General features: G+C 29.3%; 18 protein-coding genes. 11 read left to right on the forward strand and 7 right to left on the reverse strand.

Annotated elements, in window-relative coordinates:
- Window positions 1-80 precede the first annotated feature (80 nt).
- The 6 genes from COE53_RS18430 to COE53_RS18455 all read left to right on the forward strand — a co-directional run bounded on the left by COE53_RS18430 (window position 81) and on the right by COE53_RS18455 (window position 4,019).
- On the forward strand, window positions 81-380 hold the full coding sequence (locus tag COE53_RS18430) for a hypothetical protein (RefSeq protein ID WP_069032617.1): 300 nt from the start codon (window positions 81-83) through the stop codon (window positions 378-380).
- Window positions 381-601: 221 nt separating this feature from the next.
- A complete protein-coding gene (locus COE53_RS18435) occupies window positions 602-1,768 on the forward strand; it encodes an MFS transporter (protein WP_069032618.1) in 1,167 nt (388 codons plus the stop codon).
- Between the two features lie 77 nt (window positions 1,769-1,845).
- Window positions 1,846-2,694 carry a MerR family transcriptional regulator gene (locus COE53_RS18440; protein WP_069032619.1) on the forward strand — a complete coding sequence of 283 codons (849 nt, stop codon included), beginning with the start codon at window positions 1,846-1,848 and terminating at the stop codon, window positions 2,692-2,694.
- Between the two features lie 294 nt (window positions 2,695-2,988).
- Window positions 2,989-3,357, forward strand: coding sequence for a DUF2089 domain-containing protein (locus COE53_RS18445; protein WP_069034026.1), 369 nt, complete (start codon window positions 2,989-2,991; stop codon window positions 3,355-3,357).
- A gap of 2 nt (window positions 3,358-3,359) precedes the next feature.
- Window positions 3,360-3,746, forward strand: coding sequence for a hypothetical protein (locus tag COE53_RS18450; RefSeq protein ID WP_069034025.1), 387 nt, complete (start codon window positions 3,360-3,362; stop codon window positions 3,744-3,746).
- 3 nt (window positions 3,747-3,749) lie between these two features.
- Entirely contained in the window at window positions 3,750-4,019 is a 270-nt protein-coding gene (locus COE53_RS18455; RefSeq protein WP_069034024.1) for a hypothetical protein, read from the forward strand.
- Between the two features lie 126 nt (window positions 4,020-4,145).
- Here COE53_RS18455 and COE53_RS18460 read toward each other — a convergent pair whose 3' ends face one another.
- On the reverse strand, window positions 4,146-5,300 hold the full coding sequence (locus COE53_RS18460; RefSeq protein ID WP_069034023.1) for a tyrosine-type recombinase/integrase: 1,155 nt from the start codon (window positions 5,298-5,300) through the stop codon (window positions 4,146-4,148).
- A 285-nt stretch (window positions 5,301-5,585) separates the two neighbouring features.
- Between COE53_RS18460 and COE53_RS18465 the strand changes: the two genes are divergently transcribed.
- Window positions 5,586-6,593 (forward strand): helix-turn-helix domain-containing protein, encoded by a 1,008-nt coding sequence (locus COE53_RS18465; RefSeq protein ID WP_098948515.1) that lies wholly within the window; start codon window positions 5,586-5,588, stop codon window positions 6,591-6,593.
- Between the two features lie 114 nt (window positions 6,594-6,707).
- Entirely contained in the window at window positions 6,708-7,730 is a 1,023-nt protein-coding gene (gene ltaE / locus COE53_RS18470) for a low-specificity L-threonine aldolase (RefSeq protein WP_091021308.1), read from the forward strand.
- 208 nt (window positions 7,731-7,938) lie between these two features.
- On the opposite strand, the gene COE53_RS18475 is transcribed toward ltaE, so the two are convergent.
- Window positions 7,939-8,145 (reverse strand): helix-turn-helix transcriptional regulator, encoded by a 207-nt coding sequence (locus COE53_RS18475; protein ID WP_025568359.1) that lies wholly within the window; start codon window positions 8,143-8,145, stop codon window positions 7,939-7,941.
- Between the two features lie 193 nt (window positions 8,146-8,338).
- Between COE53_RS18475 and COE53_RS18480 the strand changes: the two genes are divergently transcribed.
- From COE53_RS18480 to COE53_RS18490, 3 genes are all read left to right on the forward strand, one after another.
- The gene (locus tag COE53_RS18480) at window positions 8,339-8,779 is read left to right on the forward strand and encodes a YybH family protein (protein ID WP_180242448.1); all 441 of its coding nucleotides are present in this window, start codon (window positions 8,339-8,341) and stop codon (window positions 8,777-8,779) included.
- Between the two features lie 217 nt (window positions 8,780-8,996).
- Complete coding sequence (locus COE53_RS18485) at window positions 8,997-9,374, forward strand: DMP19 family protein (protein WP_091021306.1); 378 nt, start codon at window positions 8,997-8,999, stop codon at window positions 9,372-9,374.
- Window positions 9,375-9,632: 258 nt separating this feature from the next.
- Window positions 9,633-10,112, forward strand: coding sequence for a PaaI family thioesterase (locus COE53_RS18490; protein ID WP_091021305.1), 480 nt, complete (start codon window positions 9,633-9,635; stop codon window positions 10,110-10,112).
- Window positions 10,113-10,375: 263 nt separating this feature from the next.
- Here COE53_RS18490 and dltD read toward each other — a convergent pair whose 3' ends face one another.
- From dltD to COE53_RS18515, 5 genes are all read right to left on the reverse strand, one after another.
- Window positions 10,376-11,593 (reverse strand): D-alanyl-lipoteichoic acid biosynthesis protein DltD, encoded by a 1,218-nt coding sequence (gene dltD / locus COE53_RS18495; protein WP_025568363.1) that lies wholly within the window; start codon window positions 11,591-11,593, stop codon window positions 10,376-10,378.
- Window positions 11,594-11,627: 34 nt separating this feature from the next.
- On the reverse strand, window positions 11,628-12,776 hold the full coding sequence (dltB, locus tag COE53_RS18500; protein ID WP_025568364.1) for a D-alanyl-lipoteichoic acid biosynthesis protein DltB: 1,149 nt from the start codon (window positions 12,774-12,776) through the stop codon (window positions 11,628-11,630).
- Between the two features lie 32 nt (window positions 12,777-12,808).
- Window positions 12,809-12,964: a teichoic acid D-Ala incorporation-associated protein DltX gene (gene dltX / locus COE53_RS18505; RefSeq protein WP_091021304.1), complete on the reverse strand. Its 156-nt coding sequence runs from the start codon at window positions 12,962-12,964 to the stop codon at window positions 12,809-12,811.
- A gap of 420 nt (window positions 12,965-13,384) precedes the next feature.
- Window positions 13,385-14,041, reverse strand: a complete 657-nt coding sequence (locus tag COE53_RS18510; RefSeq protein ID WP_025568365.1) for a phosphatase PAP2 family protein — start codon at window positions 14,039-14,041, stop codon at window positions 13,385-13,387.
- Between the two features lie 171 nt (window positions 14,042-14,212).
- Entirely contained in the window at window positions 14,213-15,475 is a 1,263-nt protein-coding gene (locus tag COE53_RS18515) for a VTT domain-containing protein (protein WP_139226476.1), read from the reverse strand.
- Window positions 15,476-15,894 lie beyond the last annotated feature (419 nt).

The following is a 15,894-nucleotide window of genomic DNA, read 5'->3' on the forward strand; positions in this document are numbered from 1 at the left end:
TATGAATTTCTAACTTATAAAGGTATTTCATTACTTTTTAGCAAAACCTCCTCATACAATTAGAATGAGGAGGGATATGGATGCAGAACATCGATTTTCATATACTTCAATGGTTTTTTGGTAGTACACCAATTCTTGGTTTAGCTTTAATGATGTTTATTGCTTCATCACTTGGGAAACGGCTGACTATACCAATAATTACAGTTATTGTAACATCATGCTTGTGGTTTATTTGGAAATCGCTTCCAAATGATATTTGGCATCATATGGGAGCAAACAATAATGTTGGACTTTACCAGCATATAACATTTGCGCTAATCCTTGGTTTTGTCACATCGAGCATTCTCGGAATGTTTCAAAAAACTCTTCACGCTAAATAAGATTCTCATTAAATATATGAAAATTTTAAAGGTTATCCATGATTTTAAATAGATGAATAGAATGAACCAACAACTATGAGCTTCTCTAAAAGAGGCTCCTTTTTTTATTTTAAAGAAATGAAAGCGGATTTATAAAAAAATAATAAAAAAACCAATTGACTCTCCCCTCAGAGGAGGCTTTACATTATGTTTTGTAGAGTTTTAAAAGGAGTTGAGTTTAGATGAAAAAACAAAACATCATGTTATCTTTAGTATTAATGAATTTATTCATTATTTTTTTAGGTATTGGGCTAGTTATTCCAGTCACACCTTCAATTATCAATGAGTTAAATATATCGGGTACAATTGTAGGCTATATGGTAGCTGCATTTGCGATTACACAATTATTTTTTTCACCAATTGCAGGTCGCTGGGTAGACCAGTTCGGACGTAAAAAAATGATTATAACTGGATTAATGATCTTTAGTATCTCAGAGTTTTTATTCGGAATGGGTAAAACAATTGAGGTTCTTTTTATTTCACGTATGCTAGGTGGAATAAGTGCGGCATTCATAATGCCAGCAGTAACAGCATTTATAGCAGATGTTACTACAGTCGATACTAGAGCAAAAGCACTTGGCTATATGTCGGCTGCAATTTCAACAGGTTTTATTGTTGGACCAGGTGTCGGAGGTTTCATAGCAGAATATGGCCCACGCATACCATTTTTCTCCGCTGCAGGATTGGCAATTTTCGCAGGCGTTTTATCGATTACAATCCTTCCTGAGCCAGAACGAAATCAAGAAAGTATTGAGGATAAAGGACAAAAACCAGGATTAAAACGTATTTTTGCTCCGATGTATTTTATCTCGTTTATGGTTATATTGATCTCACAATTTGGTTTGTCAGCTTTTGAATCACTATTTTCATTGTTCACAAATCATAAATTTGGTTTTACACCAAAAGACATCGCAATCATGATTACTGGCGGTGGTATTGTTGGTGCGATTGCTCAAATAGCATTATTTGATCGTTTAACAAAATGGATGGGAGAAATTCGATTAATTCGATATAGTTTAATCCTTTCAACAATACTGGTGTTTATGATGACAATTGTGAATTCATATTTTATGATTTTACTAGTGACGTTTACAGTATTTTTAGGCTTTGATTTAATGCGTCCAGCTGTTACAACCTATTTATCTAAAATTGCAGGAAATGAACAAGGCTTTGTAGGTGGAATGAATTCAATGTTTACTAGTTTTGGGAATGTAATAGGACCAATAATAGGTGGAATCCTATTTGATATTGACTTAAACTATCCATTTTATTTTGCAACAGTCTTATTAGCGAGTGGTGTTGGTTTAACAATTGCTTGGAAAATGCCAGTATATCGAACAGCATCATAATTCAAAAAAGCATATTCTATATTTTCGAATAAAGAATATGCTTTTTTTGCTAAAATAAGATAGTGGAGGTGATTGAAGTGAAGGAAAAACTTTATACAATAGGTGAGGTATCCAAATTAGTTAATATTTCGATTAAAGCACTCCGATATTATGATAAAATCAACTTATTTAAACCAGCGTATGTCGATCCAGATACGAATTATCGATATTACAAAGATTCACAAATTCATCTTCTCGATTTAATCAAATCACTCAAATATATTGGTACACCATTAGAAGAGATGAAAGAAGTACAGGGGCTAAAAAGGGATGAATTTTTCTCCTTTTTAACAGAACAAGAAGAAATTGTCAGAAAAAAAATAGATTCATTAATTGAGATTGAAAAAATCATTGCAAATGCAAAAAAGGGATTGCAAAAACAGAATGATTATCCTCATTTTGGTGAAGTGTTTTTTTCGTACGAAGAAGAAATGCAAATCATACAAACGAAGGCAAATGGAATTGACCCGAAAAATATTTTAAATGCCTCATACAGTAAATTGAAGAAATTTGCTGCATCCACAGAAGGTTTTAGGAACTATGGTTACGGAGCCATTGTGCCATATAAGTCTTATACACATGTTAGTGAAGTAACCTATCAATATTTATTTACACCCGTTTTAACAAAAAAACAAACTACACTACTATTACCGGGTACAGAGGTTTCAACCATCCCCAAAGGAAAATACATTTGCATTACTTATAAAAGCGTATCATCTGATGATTATTTTACAAACTTACAAAGACTTATTAATTATATAGATACACATCAAATAACGGTTAAAAGTGATATATATGAGTCATTAATACATAATAATTATTCACCGAATCAAAAAGAAGAATTTTTGATTGAAATGAGAGTATTAGTCGATAATGAAAGCGAATAGGTAAAAAATATGATACTATAATGCTCATAGAGATTTTTTAAAGACTCCTTTAGGGGTCTTTTTTTACTTTTATGATCCAAGCATAAATATATTTAATATACAAATTGAATTATTGAATAAAAAGGTAAACATTTATAAAAACATTAAACATTTGTATTCGGTGAATCAATTTATTTAATGTAATCATTTAATAATTTAATTAAACTATAAATTTTTATAAATAATTTTAAGTTTTTGTTTAAAAAAATAAATATATGGTGTATGATATGATTAAATAAAAGAAAGGAGTACAGTATGACGTATCCTTTACTCACTAATTGTCCTGTTTGCAGCAAGGCACTTAAAATTACTAAGCTACATTGTAATCATTGTCAGACAACAATCGAAAATGAATTTGAAGTATCAAGATTAGCGGCTCTAGGCCAAGAACAACTCCATTTTATTGAGATTTTTCTTAAATGCCGTGGAAATATTAAAGAGGTCGAAAAGGAACTAGGAATATCTTATCCGACTGTCAGAGGAAAGTTAGATGAAATTATCTCTACACTTGGATATTCCACTCAAAAGAAACCAGAAATAGATAAATCAAAAATTGTAACAATGCTAGAAAAAGGCGAAATTACGGCTGAGAAAGCCATTCAATTATTAAAAGAGGGGGAATAATAATGAAAGACGAGATTTCAAGAATCTTAACGTTGATGGAAGAAGGCAAGATTGATAAGGATAAAGCAAGTGAATTAATTAATATTTTACAAGATAAAGAACAGCCCGAACGCGTATCACTAAAAAAAGAACCATACGGAAATAAAATCTTAAAGATTCGTGTTAACTCCGAAGTAGGAGATAATGTTAATGTTAATGTACCGATTAATCTTGTAAAGGCAGTTTTAAAAGTAGGTACAAATATTGCTGAAAAAATTCCTGAGGCTGAAAAATATGTAAAAGATATTAACGTTGATCTGCTAATCGAAGCAATCGAAAACGAAATGGTCGGACAAATCGTTGACATCACTTCATCAAACGGTGATAAAGTTTTTGTTGTGATTGAGTAGATTATGATAAAGGTCAAGTTGAAAATAGATGGAAAGCGATTCTCCATTCCTGTTCCATATACAGTTTTAAATTTAGGTAGTGTGATCATCACATCAAAATTGCTTAATCGTATAATAAATAAAGCAATTAATGAAAATGGCAGTAAATTCAATTTTCCTAAAATTGATAGAAAAGATTTGAAACCGTTCCTACAGGGACTTTCAAAAAATAGTGGACTAATCCTTGTTGATACGAAATTAAAAGATGGAACAGAGGTAGTTGTAAAGCTTTAAGTTCACTCTTTTAGACACAATTTATATTTTCGCAAATTATTCTATATTTTACTAATAATAATATTATGTAAACTAATATGAAATATAAAAAGAAACCCCTTTTTAAAAGAATGGGGTTTTTTCTTTTTAATAATTTTCATCATCCCAAACATTACTTGCATTTTGTGTTCGATTCATCATTTTTGCTAAATAAAGTTCAGTCGTTTGAATACTTTCATGACCTAAACTTCGACTAACTTGATAAATGCTCGCACCTTTTTCAATTGAACGACAAGCATAATGATGCCGAAAGAAGTGAGGACTAATATTGCTTGATCGATTATGTTCTTTTACAAAAGGTAACCCAGAATCTTTTATCATTTCAATTACATATTTTGATAAATATTTAAACGAATAATGTTGATTCAATTTATTCGGAAAGAATGGACTTGAATCAGTTTTCGAAATGACATTTGAAAGACCACGTCGACTCCTTAGTTTACATAAATCTACAAAAACATGATTTAATAATTTAACTTCACGTTTTTTATTTCCTTTTCCAACAATTTCTAGCCAATAACCGTTTGAATCCTTTGTAACTTTACCCCAATTTGCCTCAGCCAGTTCCCGAATTCGCATACCAGTTGTAGCTAATAATTTGATTATAGTCGTTTTTAAAATATTTCTATTATAAAAATTCAACAATGCTTTAACTTCACTTTCTTCTAAATCGCGATTTGGTAGATCATCCTTTGTAATTTTTGCATTCAATATTCGAGTATATAAAGGTACTTGAACATAATGACTATCAAATAAAAACTTAAAAAAGCTTTTTAATATGACAAGTTTTCTTGAAAGAGTTGTAACACGATATTGTTGATTGTTCGGACCGTATTTATAAGTAGATAGCCATTGTTGATATGAATCGATATGTCTTTGTTTTAAATTTTTGAAAAATGAAGTCTCTATATAAGATTCTACATCCTGTCGCAAAAATTCTTCACTCTTCATCAAATATCGAAAAAACTGCATTAACTCTCTTATGTATTCCATCTTTGTACTATCTTTTCGTTGTTTCGATTTTTGGATATCTTTTCTTTGATGTACAAAGTAGTAGATCATATCTAAATCAGAAAAACCTTCATAGATCATACGATGATTTTTTTCATTTTCAAACTTTGTTTGTAGAAGAATAGGAAAGTAAGTTTCATCTATTAAATACTCAATTATATTATCTTCATTTAGATTCGTAGTTGGTAAATGCATTGAATTTGTAATAAGTAGATTTGATTTTACAACCATATTACTCACCTCATAATCTATTATACATAAATCTATGTATTTATAGCATTAATTTGAATACTTTTTCTAATTAACTTAATGTCTTCATTTTTTTATAAATATAAATAAACTAAAAATGATTAAGGTAGAAAAATACACTATTATTCTACTTTAAACAAATCACGTATAATTAATTATTTATAAATAAATAGATTTATTTGTATCTGTTTAATTGCTTTTTAACAATTTGTTGGAAATAATTATGATATAATAAGTCTATAAAACAATAAAAAAGGAAGAATTCAAATGTTAGAACAAGATCAAAAAATGAAAGAGATTGTTACAACAAATGAGGCAGTAGAACTGTTAGGTGTATCGAAACAAACGATTTACAATTATGTGAAGGCTGGAAAACTTAAACTTGTTTATGAAGATTGGCAAATCGATGGGACAATGAGGTTTTATCTAGAGGATCTTAATCTGTTAAAGTCCCAAACTGTAAAACCAGTAGGACTAACTGTTCTTGAAACAGCTAATTTATTAGGAGTATCGAAAGCAACAATTCATCAATATATAAAAAATGGAAAAATTAACGCAAGTAAAGTAAATTTTAAAGGTAGACAAACTGTATTTATTCCCGAAGAAGAAATTGAAAATCTAAAATTCTCACAAAAAAATGCATCAAGAAAAAAGTCTTTTTTTACAAAAGACTTAGAGTTTTACTTATTTGGACTTTATGAAATTCCAAACTCGAATGAAAAAGCTCGAATCATCGAACTTGATGAGACCTCTGATATCGTAGCAAAAACGAATATGGGCGAACTTTTAAATAAAGAAGAACTGACAAGCCGTGGATTTAGAAAAGCTTATGAAATGAAAAAAGCGAGTCATAGTACGAAAAGAGGCATGATCTCATTTCAATTTCCAATTCCTCAATCAATTAATGCCCCAATTTTTGGCATTATCGATTCATTTTATAAACACATTGGACATCAAAACATGAATCTTTATCTAATGAACAATTCAATTAAGGTTGAAGTAAAACCAATTAAACTACCATATCTTGATGCCAATATTGAACAAGATTTTGAAATTTTACAAAACTGTTTAATTGATGGTAAGCTTTCTACTAGACCTGGTTTTATTGTGTTTACGAGTAATCAAGAACAACTAACTATTTTCGTGAAAGATTCAATAAAAGAAAAGATTAAACAAATTGCACTAGATCATCATACTGGAATTGAGGATATTACTGAGAAGCTTTTGCTTATGGGTTTAAAGGAATTTGAAAAAAACAACTCATTTAATGACTAAATTTATCCTCCAATTTCCGACAACGAGATGGGTACTTGTATTAGAAATCAAATCTCGATGCGTCTATTAAACTAGTTTAGATAATTCTGAAAACAGTTAAAAAGGGGAATGAAAATGAAGTTTATCGATTTAAGAAGTGACACTGTAACAAATCCTACTGATGAAATGAGACAAGCAATGTTTTTAGCCGAAGTTGGCGATGATGTTTATGGAGATGACCCAACTGTACAAAAATTAGAAATTCTAGCTGCTTCTATGGTTGGAAAAGAAGCTGCTTTATTTGTACCAAGTGGAACATTTGGTAACCAGCTTGCTTTGTTTACACATTGTGATCGTGGTACTGAAGTCATTCTTGGAGAAGATTGTCACATATTCGAACATGAGGTAGGAGCTGCATCAATTATTGCCGGAGTTCACTTAAGAACATTACAAACAACTCACGGTAAGATGGAGATTAACCGAATTAAACATTCGATCCGTCCAGATGACATCCATTATCCAGAAACTTCATTAATCTGTTTAGAAAATGCTTATTCAAGTGGATCTGTTGTTGATATTGACTACATGAAGCAAGTTTATAGCATTGCAAAAGATGCAAATATTCCTGTGCATTTAGATGGTGCAAGGATTTTTAACGCAGCTACTTATTTAAAAACAGATGTTAAAGAATTATCTCAATATAGTGACTCGGTAATGTTTTGTTTATCAAAAGGACTTTGTGCACCTGTAGGTTCAATACTTGCTGGAAGTAAAGAATTTATTGAAAAAGCAAAAAAGAAACGTAAATTACTAGGTGGAGGCTGGAGACAATCTGGATTTTTAGCAGCCGCTGGTCTAATCGCATTAGAAAAAATGACGAAACGATTACAAGAAGATCATGAAAATGCTCAATATTTAGCTAATAGACTTAGTGAAATCCCTGGAATTAATGTTGACACATCTCAACTTCATATTAATTTAGTATTCTTCCAAATGACTGATATGAGAAGAAGTCCCGAGGAAATTGAAGCAATTTTTAAAGAGAACGGAATTATTACTTTTGCGCCGGATGAAGATGGAATGATGCGATTTGCTACACATTATTGGATTACGAAAAATGATATTGATAAAGTAATTGAAGTGATGAAAACAATCTAAATTTCGGATGTGAAATTTTAAAAAAGAGGAGAAATCCTCTTTTTTATTTTGAGGACATTTAAAGTTAATTATTATAACTTCAACTAGTTGGTAGTTTATTAGAATAACGAATTATCAAATAAAGGATTAAATTTTTATTATACATATCATTATATAAGTGGGGGAAATGTTATGAATAATTTAAGATAATAAATCAAATTAGTTTTTTTCATATACTTTCATCCTCCTCATAAATAAAGATGTCTTCGATACTCATACCGAAATAACGAGCAATCTTGAACGCCAAAAGAATAGATGGGTTATAACGCCCGTTTTCTAGAGAACCAATCGTTTGCCTTGACACTTCAAGAGCTGTTGCTAATTCCTCTTGCTTAATTCCGCGTTGTTTGCGGATTTCTTCTAAACGGTTAAGCAACGTGTTCCCCCCTTTGCTATGGAAAGTTAACTTTCCATAGAGTAAGTTTATTTTGCAACAAATGTAATGTCAAGCGTACTTTCCATGAGGAGAGCTTTGTTCTAACTCGCAGTTTACTTAAAGAGGGAAAAATGGTTGAATATAGAATTCATCAATAGAAACTATTTTTCCAATTAATAAGGAGATGAATTTAATGACGGGTAGTTTTTTTAAAGTACAGGACGTTCTTGAAAATTATAAATCAGCAGTTTACGAAAAAGATGTTGAAAGATTCATAAATATGTATGCTCCGGATATACATATTTACGATTGCTGGGAGAATTGGGAGTGCAAGGGTATTTCCTTATGGAAAGAAGATGTGGAAGATTGGTTTAATGGATTGAGTGTGGATGGTGTTTTACTTAAAGTAGATTTTAATGACTTACTAGTTGATGAAGATTCAAATCTCGCAATTGTTCATTGTGCTGTTATATTTGCTGCTTATCATGAAGAATCTGGAGAGAAACTTCGTCAAATGACAAATCGGTTCACATATGTTTTAAAAAAAGTGAACGAATCTTGGGTTATAGTTCATCAACATTCATCATTGCCTATAGATATGGAAACTGGCAAGGGGAGTTTTAACCTAAAGTAAAAAATAAAGGGAGTAAACCAAACGGTATAATGTAAGGATCCCAGTTGTTTTTACTGTCCAAATCGTCCAGAAAGGCCACTACCATTTTAAATAGTGTTGTTCAACTATCGCACTTTGATCGGCTATTTAGTCGTTTTTTTTATATGTTAGGATAGTAAAAAAGTCGGATTAGTTTTAAAATTTATAAGCAAATATAAATATCAGGGGAGTTCATCAAATGAAAAATACAGAAGATCTATATTTAGAGATGTCTGATAAAATTTTGGAAAAAGAAAGGAAAAAGGGAGTTGTGGCCCTAAATGAAAATGAAAGAAATTTTTATTTAATAGATAGTCTCTTAATGGAATTGAATAACGGTGGATTTGATCAATATTTCTTAAATTGGACTGGCGAACATTGGCAGGAAACTGTTGCGATCTTAGATAAATTAGAAATAAGTTTCCTATCTAAATTAGTTAAAAAAGCTAATGAAATCTATCGAAGTGGTAAATCCGAAGATGATATTCTTGATGAACTTAATGAATTAGATAATGAATTTTATAATAATTTGAACTATAAAGATATTTATGAAAAAGTAATGAAATTTTCCAACTAATTTTTTCCAAAAAATAAAATTATCAGTAATACAATAAGAAGTAGTTCCAATAGTAATTCTCCTTGTGCATATAATTTTTAGTTAATTGTAAACTTGAAAAATATTACTCTACTTTAAAAGTATAGTTAATATTAACGGAATTATCAGGAAACTATTGTACATAAGTAAGACCTTGTATATATTTAAAGTACAATATGATCGAACGATTGCTCATATTATGATTAATTTTATTTAAAAACCGATTAAGGAGGATGAATGATGGAAGAAGTAATTGAAAAAGCAATTCAAGATATCTACCCAGATGATTTCGCTTGGTGTTATGGATGTGGTCGTTTAAATAAAGATGGTCATCATCTTCGCACTGGTTGGCAAGGTGATAAAACAGTTACGATCTTTACACCTGAATCAAAGTACATGGGCATTCCGGGTTTTATTTATGGTGGATTAATAGCTTCGTTAATTGATTGTCATGGGACAGGTTCTGCCTCACTCGCTTTACACCGTAAGAATGGAAATGAAATAGGAGATGGCACAGTACCACCTAGATTTGTAACCGCTGCCCTTAATGTAGAATATCTTAAACCTACACCACAAGATGTTGCACTAAAAGCAGTTGGAACTGTTGAAGAAATCCATCCTAAAAAATGGAAAGTTCATACAGAATTATTCGCAAATGATATTCTTTGTGCACGTGGAGAGGTAGTACTTGTTGTAATGCCTAGCACATTTTTAAAATAAAATCTTTAAATAAATATCTACTTCGTTCCAAGTCTAAGAGAAAATTTCTTAGCCATTTTAAGTAGGTTATTTAATGTGTAAAGAAATAAAGAAATATGAAGTTATGAATTTATTAATCCATGCGAACGATTACATACATAGAAACTATGGCTGCTTAAAGTAAAGAATTTTAAAAAAAGCTTCCGAACACTCAAATTTTGTGTTCGGAAGCTTTTTTCTATGGCCAATATTTAATCTCATATACACATTTTAATCATGGTCAATCAGTTAACCACTAAGTTTTGAGAATTTTTATTAACTTTTTCTTTATTGTGCAAGAAAGATTCCATTGCTTGATCCACATAAACCCATCCCTTTAAACTTAAATGAAGTGAATCTCTGAAAAAATATTTATCATATTCATGGTTCGATAAGTCTTCAACTTCAAATCCAGAATCACGAATTTCTTTAGATACTTTTTTATAATACAAAGTACGTTCTTCTTTTTTAAAACCAACGTAATCATAAAAGTACCCATTTACTGGAATAGATATGAAAAGTGGTTTTGCGCCAGCGCTTTTTAATAAATCTAATTCCAGTTGTAGGTCCTTATATTCAGGTGATTCTTTATAGGAAGCTGTGGATCTAGAGTTCTTTAATTGACTAATTTTATTAGCAAAATGCAATGTATAAATACTGTTTCTAATATAAAATGGATTATTGGTTGCTGTTTTCTTTCCTTCTTTTTCTGCAATTGCCATCAGCTCTTTATATGATTTATTCTTTGAAGTTGAGTAATTATTTATTTTAATATTACTGATAAAATTAAATTTTGATGTAAGTACGTCTTGTTTATTTATAATTGATAAATAAGGATTGACTAAATTATTAGTAATTAGTTTATTAGTTAGTTTTTCTGTTTTCATTCCAAGTGCCTGCCTCATCAAAGTCGCAAGCATTTTATCATTTCTTACTATTGTATAATCAAGTAATCGATTAATTGCTCTTTCTTTTATATCCATAGGGATTTTATTATTTTTTGCAAATTCAATTGCTTGTAACTTCGAAAAATTCGGGTCAAAACGTTGTTCATCTAATCCTCTTTTATTAAACCATTGTGGTGAAATTATAAAAATTATCTTTTTCCCTTTTAGACTTGAATAGTTAGCAGATAAACTAAGGAAATGTATTAAAGATTGAGTTCCTCCTCTTCCAATTAGGAAAGGTGTATATTTTGGATCATATGCCTTAAAAAAATTTGAAGGATGAAACTGATCAAATCTTGAAAGTTCAGACGAACCATAGATTGGTATAATGGTAGGATCTTTCATAACTTGTTTTTGTACTGTAATACCTTGGAAGATAGCAGGACTAAGTGAGCTAGATTGATGCCTAGCTGTTCGATTTGTAACTAGTGGTGTTAACCATTGCTTTGGAATGGTAATTATTAATATAACAACTATAACAGCCAAAAACATTGGACCGAAAGTAGTTTTTTTCATATCTAATCCCTCATTTGAAGTCTAATTATTTGTTTTAGAATAATGTTCCTGAAAAAATTAAAAAACCAAAACAAATAAAGTGAAATGTAATAATTATTGAAAGTATATCAGTGAATTTTGTTCGCCGAATTAATTTCTTTTCTTTGTTTTTCCTTTCAAATAGATCGTAGCAAATAATTAAAATAGCATGGTAGATACCATAAACAATGAAATGCAACGCAAGTCCATGCCAAAGACCCATTAAAAAAAATAAAGTAAAGTAAGAAATATACGAAATAACATATCGATTTTTTATTATTTTCTTTTTTTGTAAGAAAAAAACTAGCCTCATATAAACATAATCTCTAAACCAAAAAGACAATGTCATATGCCAACGATTCCAAAAATCTTTAATATTTCTACTTAAAAATGGTTTATTAAAGTTCTGTGGTGTTTGAATACCTAATAAATAGCTAACTCCGACTGCAAAAGCACTATAACCTGCAAAATCAAAGAACAAATAAAAACTGTATGCATACATGTATAAAAGTTTTAAGACAAATAGGTCTTCATGTAAATAGACATTTGAAATAATATACAAATTGATAGCATGGGCAATAATATACTTATAAAGAAACCCTCGAAAAATTAAGTTTATACCATTAAATAAAAGAACTTTATATTCCTCAGGTTCAAAGCTATTCTTGAAATCCTTCTCAAATCTTCGATATCGATCAATCGGACCAGACGTAAAAGTTGGGAAGAACAAAAAGAACTGTAGAAACTCAAATAATGTTAACGATTTGATTAATCCATCCCTTATTTCAATTAGTAATTGGATTGATTTGAAAGTTACATATGAAATACCCAAAAATCCAATTATTGAATTTGGAATTAAAAGTGGCTGAACCTTAGTTAAAATTAACGGAAATAACGTTAATACGATTAAAAAATAAAAAACACGAGGATTATTGTATTTCTCACGATACTTTCTATAGTTAATGACCAATACTGATTGGAAAATAGTAAAACATATAAAAAATAACAACTGTTTTATATCGTCTTTAAAAATTAGTAAAATAAGTGTCCAGCCAACAAGCGTATTGTAAAATGTTATCTTTTTTCCTCTTAACCCATAAATAACAATTGGTAAGAATAATAACATCAATAATAAAAAATATAGTAAATTTTCGTATGGTGTCATTTGAATACCTCTATAAATATTAGTTAATAAAATTAAAATTCATTATAAATAAATGTTGATGAGCCAGAGGAATTACAAATGTAAAAATATATTAGCAATATGATGATCATCAAATAATAACTAGTTTTGAAAAACCATTGAAAAATCATTGCATTTTTATAAACTAGTTTTGTTTTCTTTTCTTTCATAGTTAATTCTCCCTTTAATTTCTAAGTTTAAAATTGAATGTTTTAATTTGTTTATAAGTACGTGAAATGTATAGCATTGCTATATAATAGCACAGTAAAAAAGCAAAAAAGATTATATTTTTTTAATCAATTTCACTATAATTTAATGATTGGCTATAAAATTTATTATTGTTTATATTTAGGCATTTTTTTGATTGTATAAGTGGTTAATAATTAAATTGTTTTAATGAAATTTAAAGTGAATTTTCATAATAGAATCTACGAAATTTAACATAATTTTTTGAAGGAATATCATAATATTAAGCAAATGAAAAAGAGAGAGTTACGGCACTCTCTCTTTATTGTTTGTATAATGCAAGGCTTCTCTCATCAATCCGAACAAATATAAAATTTCTTTTTTTACTATAAGTAATAAAACCTTTAAGCGCATTGTTTTCGTTCATATTGCTTTTCTTTATAGCGCTGATAATACCAAATGGCAATACTAATCCAAAATCCTCCAGTAAAGTAGCCAGCAATTACATCGCTTGGAAAATGAACTCCTAAATAAATTCTGCTTATACCAATTAAAAGAATCATTATGAAACTTATTAATATCAATAGAGAACGCCCAGATTTTGTACGAATATTTCTCCACAATATAAATGCTAAGATTCCATAAACTGTCATAGCATTAGTTGCATGCCCACTCGGAAAACTAAATCCACTTATTTCAATTAAACGGTGTAAATCAGGTCTCATCCTATGAAAGAAGAGTTTTAATAAAATACAAAGAATATTTGAGCCAATAAGAGCGGCAATAAATAATATTAATTCAGAACGGTGATCTAAAACTTTATAAAGAAAATATAGAATACCTATAGAAAGTAGAATTATAAATACGCTTGAACCTAAAAAAGTTATTAATTTCATAAAAGATGTCATGAAGGGTGATTCAAGCCCTTGTATAAAGTTGATAACTGTACTATCAAAATGATATATACTATGATTGCTCACTAGTAATACCATGAGTCCAAAACCAAAAAGTGACAAAAGACTAATTAAAAAAGCAATCGACAAAAAATACTTTAAATTCATTTAAAATACCTCAAATTTATAAGATTTAAATTGGATCTTACTAACTATAATACTCTTTCGTAACACTCAGCTAATGTAAGTAGAATGAAGTATTCCATTGAATGATTATAAAAAACATAGGTTATAAATCCATCCTAGCACTCAGATCCATAGATATATATATATTAATGTCTAAATGGCGCGTTTGTTTGGAAATGTCTTATATTGTTGTATGAGACGAAGTATTTCAAGTAGTAATAAGTTTAAAAATAACCATGCTGCTCCAAATGTATATCCTGCTATAAGGTCACTTGGAATTTGAATTGAGAAATAAATATTTGCTACTCCAATTAATATTAAAAGAAATAAAACTAAAATTGGAGTGATTAATTTGATTCGAGTAAAGATATCGTTTTTTAAATGGCGCATCAATACAAAAACAAAATAACCATAGACGACAATTGACATATAAGATTGTTCATTTGGAAACTCAAAGTGTAATAAAGAGCCGGTATTAGGTTTTAAATAATGAAATACATGCGTAATTACTTCTTTAAATATCACACCGCCAACAATAGATGTTATAAAAAATAAGAATTCCAATATTAAATTTCTCTTATTAACAAATAGTAAGATTAAAGAAACCATTGAAATAATAAGCAAAATTAAAGGTATTTGAAGAACAAGTAATCCCTTCATTATGAAATTCCAGTTGTCTCCAAAGAGTTCATTTATTATATATATACTAACTTCATTTAACTCTTTAAACTCATTGTGTAAATATTGTTCACTCAATCCTAAAGTAAAAATAAGCATACTTAAAAACAAAACAGCAAGGCAAATTATAAAAATTTCAATTCTTTTTAATGATAAAAAAAAACGAGTTGAAAATGAAGTTATATAATTATTTAAAAAGTATTTTAAGGATGTTTTGTATCTCCTTAGCATGAATAAAATTACAATAAAACTTAAAAGACCAACTATTCCTATTCCAAGGTATTTACTTGCAGAGTGATGAAATTTCTCCCACTGAGGACCAAGAACCTTACCAAGAGTGACAAAGGTAATAGACCAAAGAAACGCACCAATATATGCATTTCGTGCAAATATTTTAAAAGGTAATCGGGAAATCCCACTAAAATACCCGGTAAAATGGCGAATCCCAGGTATAAAAAAAGCAAATACCAAGAGTTTATTACCATGATGATCAAACCATTTTGCGGTTTTATTATATCGTTCGGGACCAAAGTGTATATATTTTCCGTACTTTAGAATAAGATTATATCCGAATCTATTACCAATCAAATAAGATACAGTAATTCCAATAACAGCACCCAATGTTGCTATGAAAATAGAAAGAATATAACTCATTTTACCTTGGTATATTAGATACCCTGTATAACTCATAGTGATTTCCCCTGAAATAGGTAATGCAATAAGTTCAAGTAGATTCACTGAAAATAACAATAGATAACGATGGTGTACGATTAAGGTAAGGAGTATGGACAAAGGATTTTTCCTTTCTAATTATATAAGTATTTATTTATACTCGTTGCTATATAGAAGTTCATGATTATTAGAATCTATACAAATATTAGAAATGAAAACTATAATATAAATCAATTTTGTTTTGGATTTTATCACAACTATATTAGTATGGTTAAGATATACACTAAAGTCCGTGAATATCTATATTTAGATTAACCAAAATGAAATATTAAATGTACTGGGTTCTATTAGTATTTACTGTAAGTATTGGTATAGATGTGATTTAGAGCAACTGTTTTCAGTTGCTTATTTTTTATAAATGAAATTAAAAGATATGTTACTAAAAAAATAAATAAATCGATTTTCAAACATGCAAATAGACCAAA

This window comes from Bacillus sp. AFS029533 (assembly GCF_002585125.1).
Lineage (GTDB): Bacteria > Bacillota > Bacilli > Bacillales > Bacillaceae_G > Gottfriedia > Gottfriedia luciferensis_B.

Bases quoted from the DNA above. Each gene is read 5' to 3' on its own strand.
- COE53_RS18430 (WP_069032617.1), top strand. From the start codon at position 81: ATGCAGAACATCGATTTTCATATACTTCAATGGTTTTTTGGTAGTACA.
- COE53_RS18435 (WP_069032618.1), top strand. From the start codon at position 602: ATGAAAAAACAAAACATCATGTTATCTTTAGTATTAATGAATTTATTC.
- COE53_RS18445 (WP_069034026.1), top strand. From the start codon at position 2,989: ATGACGTATCCTTTACTCACTAATTGTCCTGTTTGCAGCAAGGCACTT.
- COE53_RS18450 (WP_069034025.1), top strand. From the start codon at position 3,360: ATGAAAGACGAGATTTCAAGAATCTTAACGTTGATGGAAGAAGGCAAG.
- COE53_RS18455 (WP_069034024.1), top strand. From the start codon at position 3,750: ATGATAAAGGTCAAGTTGAAAATAGATGGAAAGCGATTCTCCATTCCT.
- COE53_RS18460 (WP_069034023.1), bottom strand. From the start codon at position 5,300: ATGGTTGTAAAATCAAATCTACTTATTACAAATTCAATGCATTTACCA.
- COE53_RS18465 (WP_098948515.1), top strand. From the start codon at position 5,586: ATGTTAGAACAAGATCAAAAAATGAAAGAGATTGTTACAACAAATGAG.
- ltaE (WP_091021308.1), top strand. From the start codon at position 6,708: ATGAAGTTTATCGATTTAAGAAGTGACACTGTAACAAATCCTACTGAT.
- COE53_RS18480 (WP_180242448.1), top strand. From the start codon at position 8,339: ATGACGGGTAGTTTTTTTAAAGTACAGGACGTTCTTGAAAATTATAAA.
- COE53_RS18485 (WP_091021306.1), top strand. From the start codon at position 8,997: ATGAAAAATACAGAAGATCTATATTTAGAGATGTCTGATAAAATTTTG.
- COE53_RS18490 (WP_091021305.1), top strand. From the start codon at position 9,633: ATGGAAGAAGTAATTGAAAAAGCAATTCAAGATATCTACCCAGATGAT.
- dltD (WP_025568363.1), bottom strand. From the start codon at position 11,593: ATGAAAAAAACTACTTTCGGTCCAATGTTTTTGGCTGTTATAGTTGTT.
- dltB (WP_025568364.1), bottom strand. From the start codon at position 12,776: ATGACACCATACGAAAATTTACTATATTTTTTATTATTGATGTTATTA.
- dltX (WP_091021304.1), bottom strand. From the start codon at position 12,964: ATGAAAGAAAAGAAAACAAAACTAGTTTATAAAAATGCAATGATTTTT.
- COE53_RS18510 (WP_025568365.1), bottom strand. From the start codon at position 14,041: ATGAATTTAAAGTATTTTTTGTCGATTGCTTTTTTAATTAGTCTTTTG.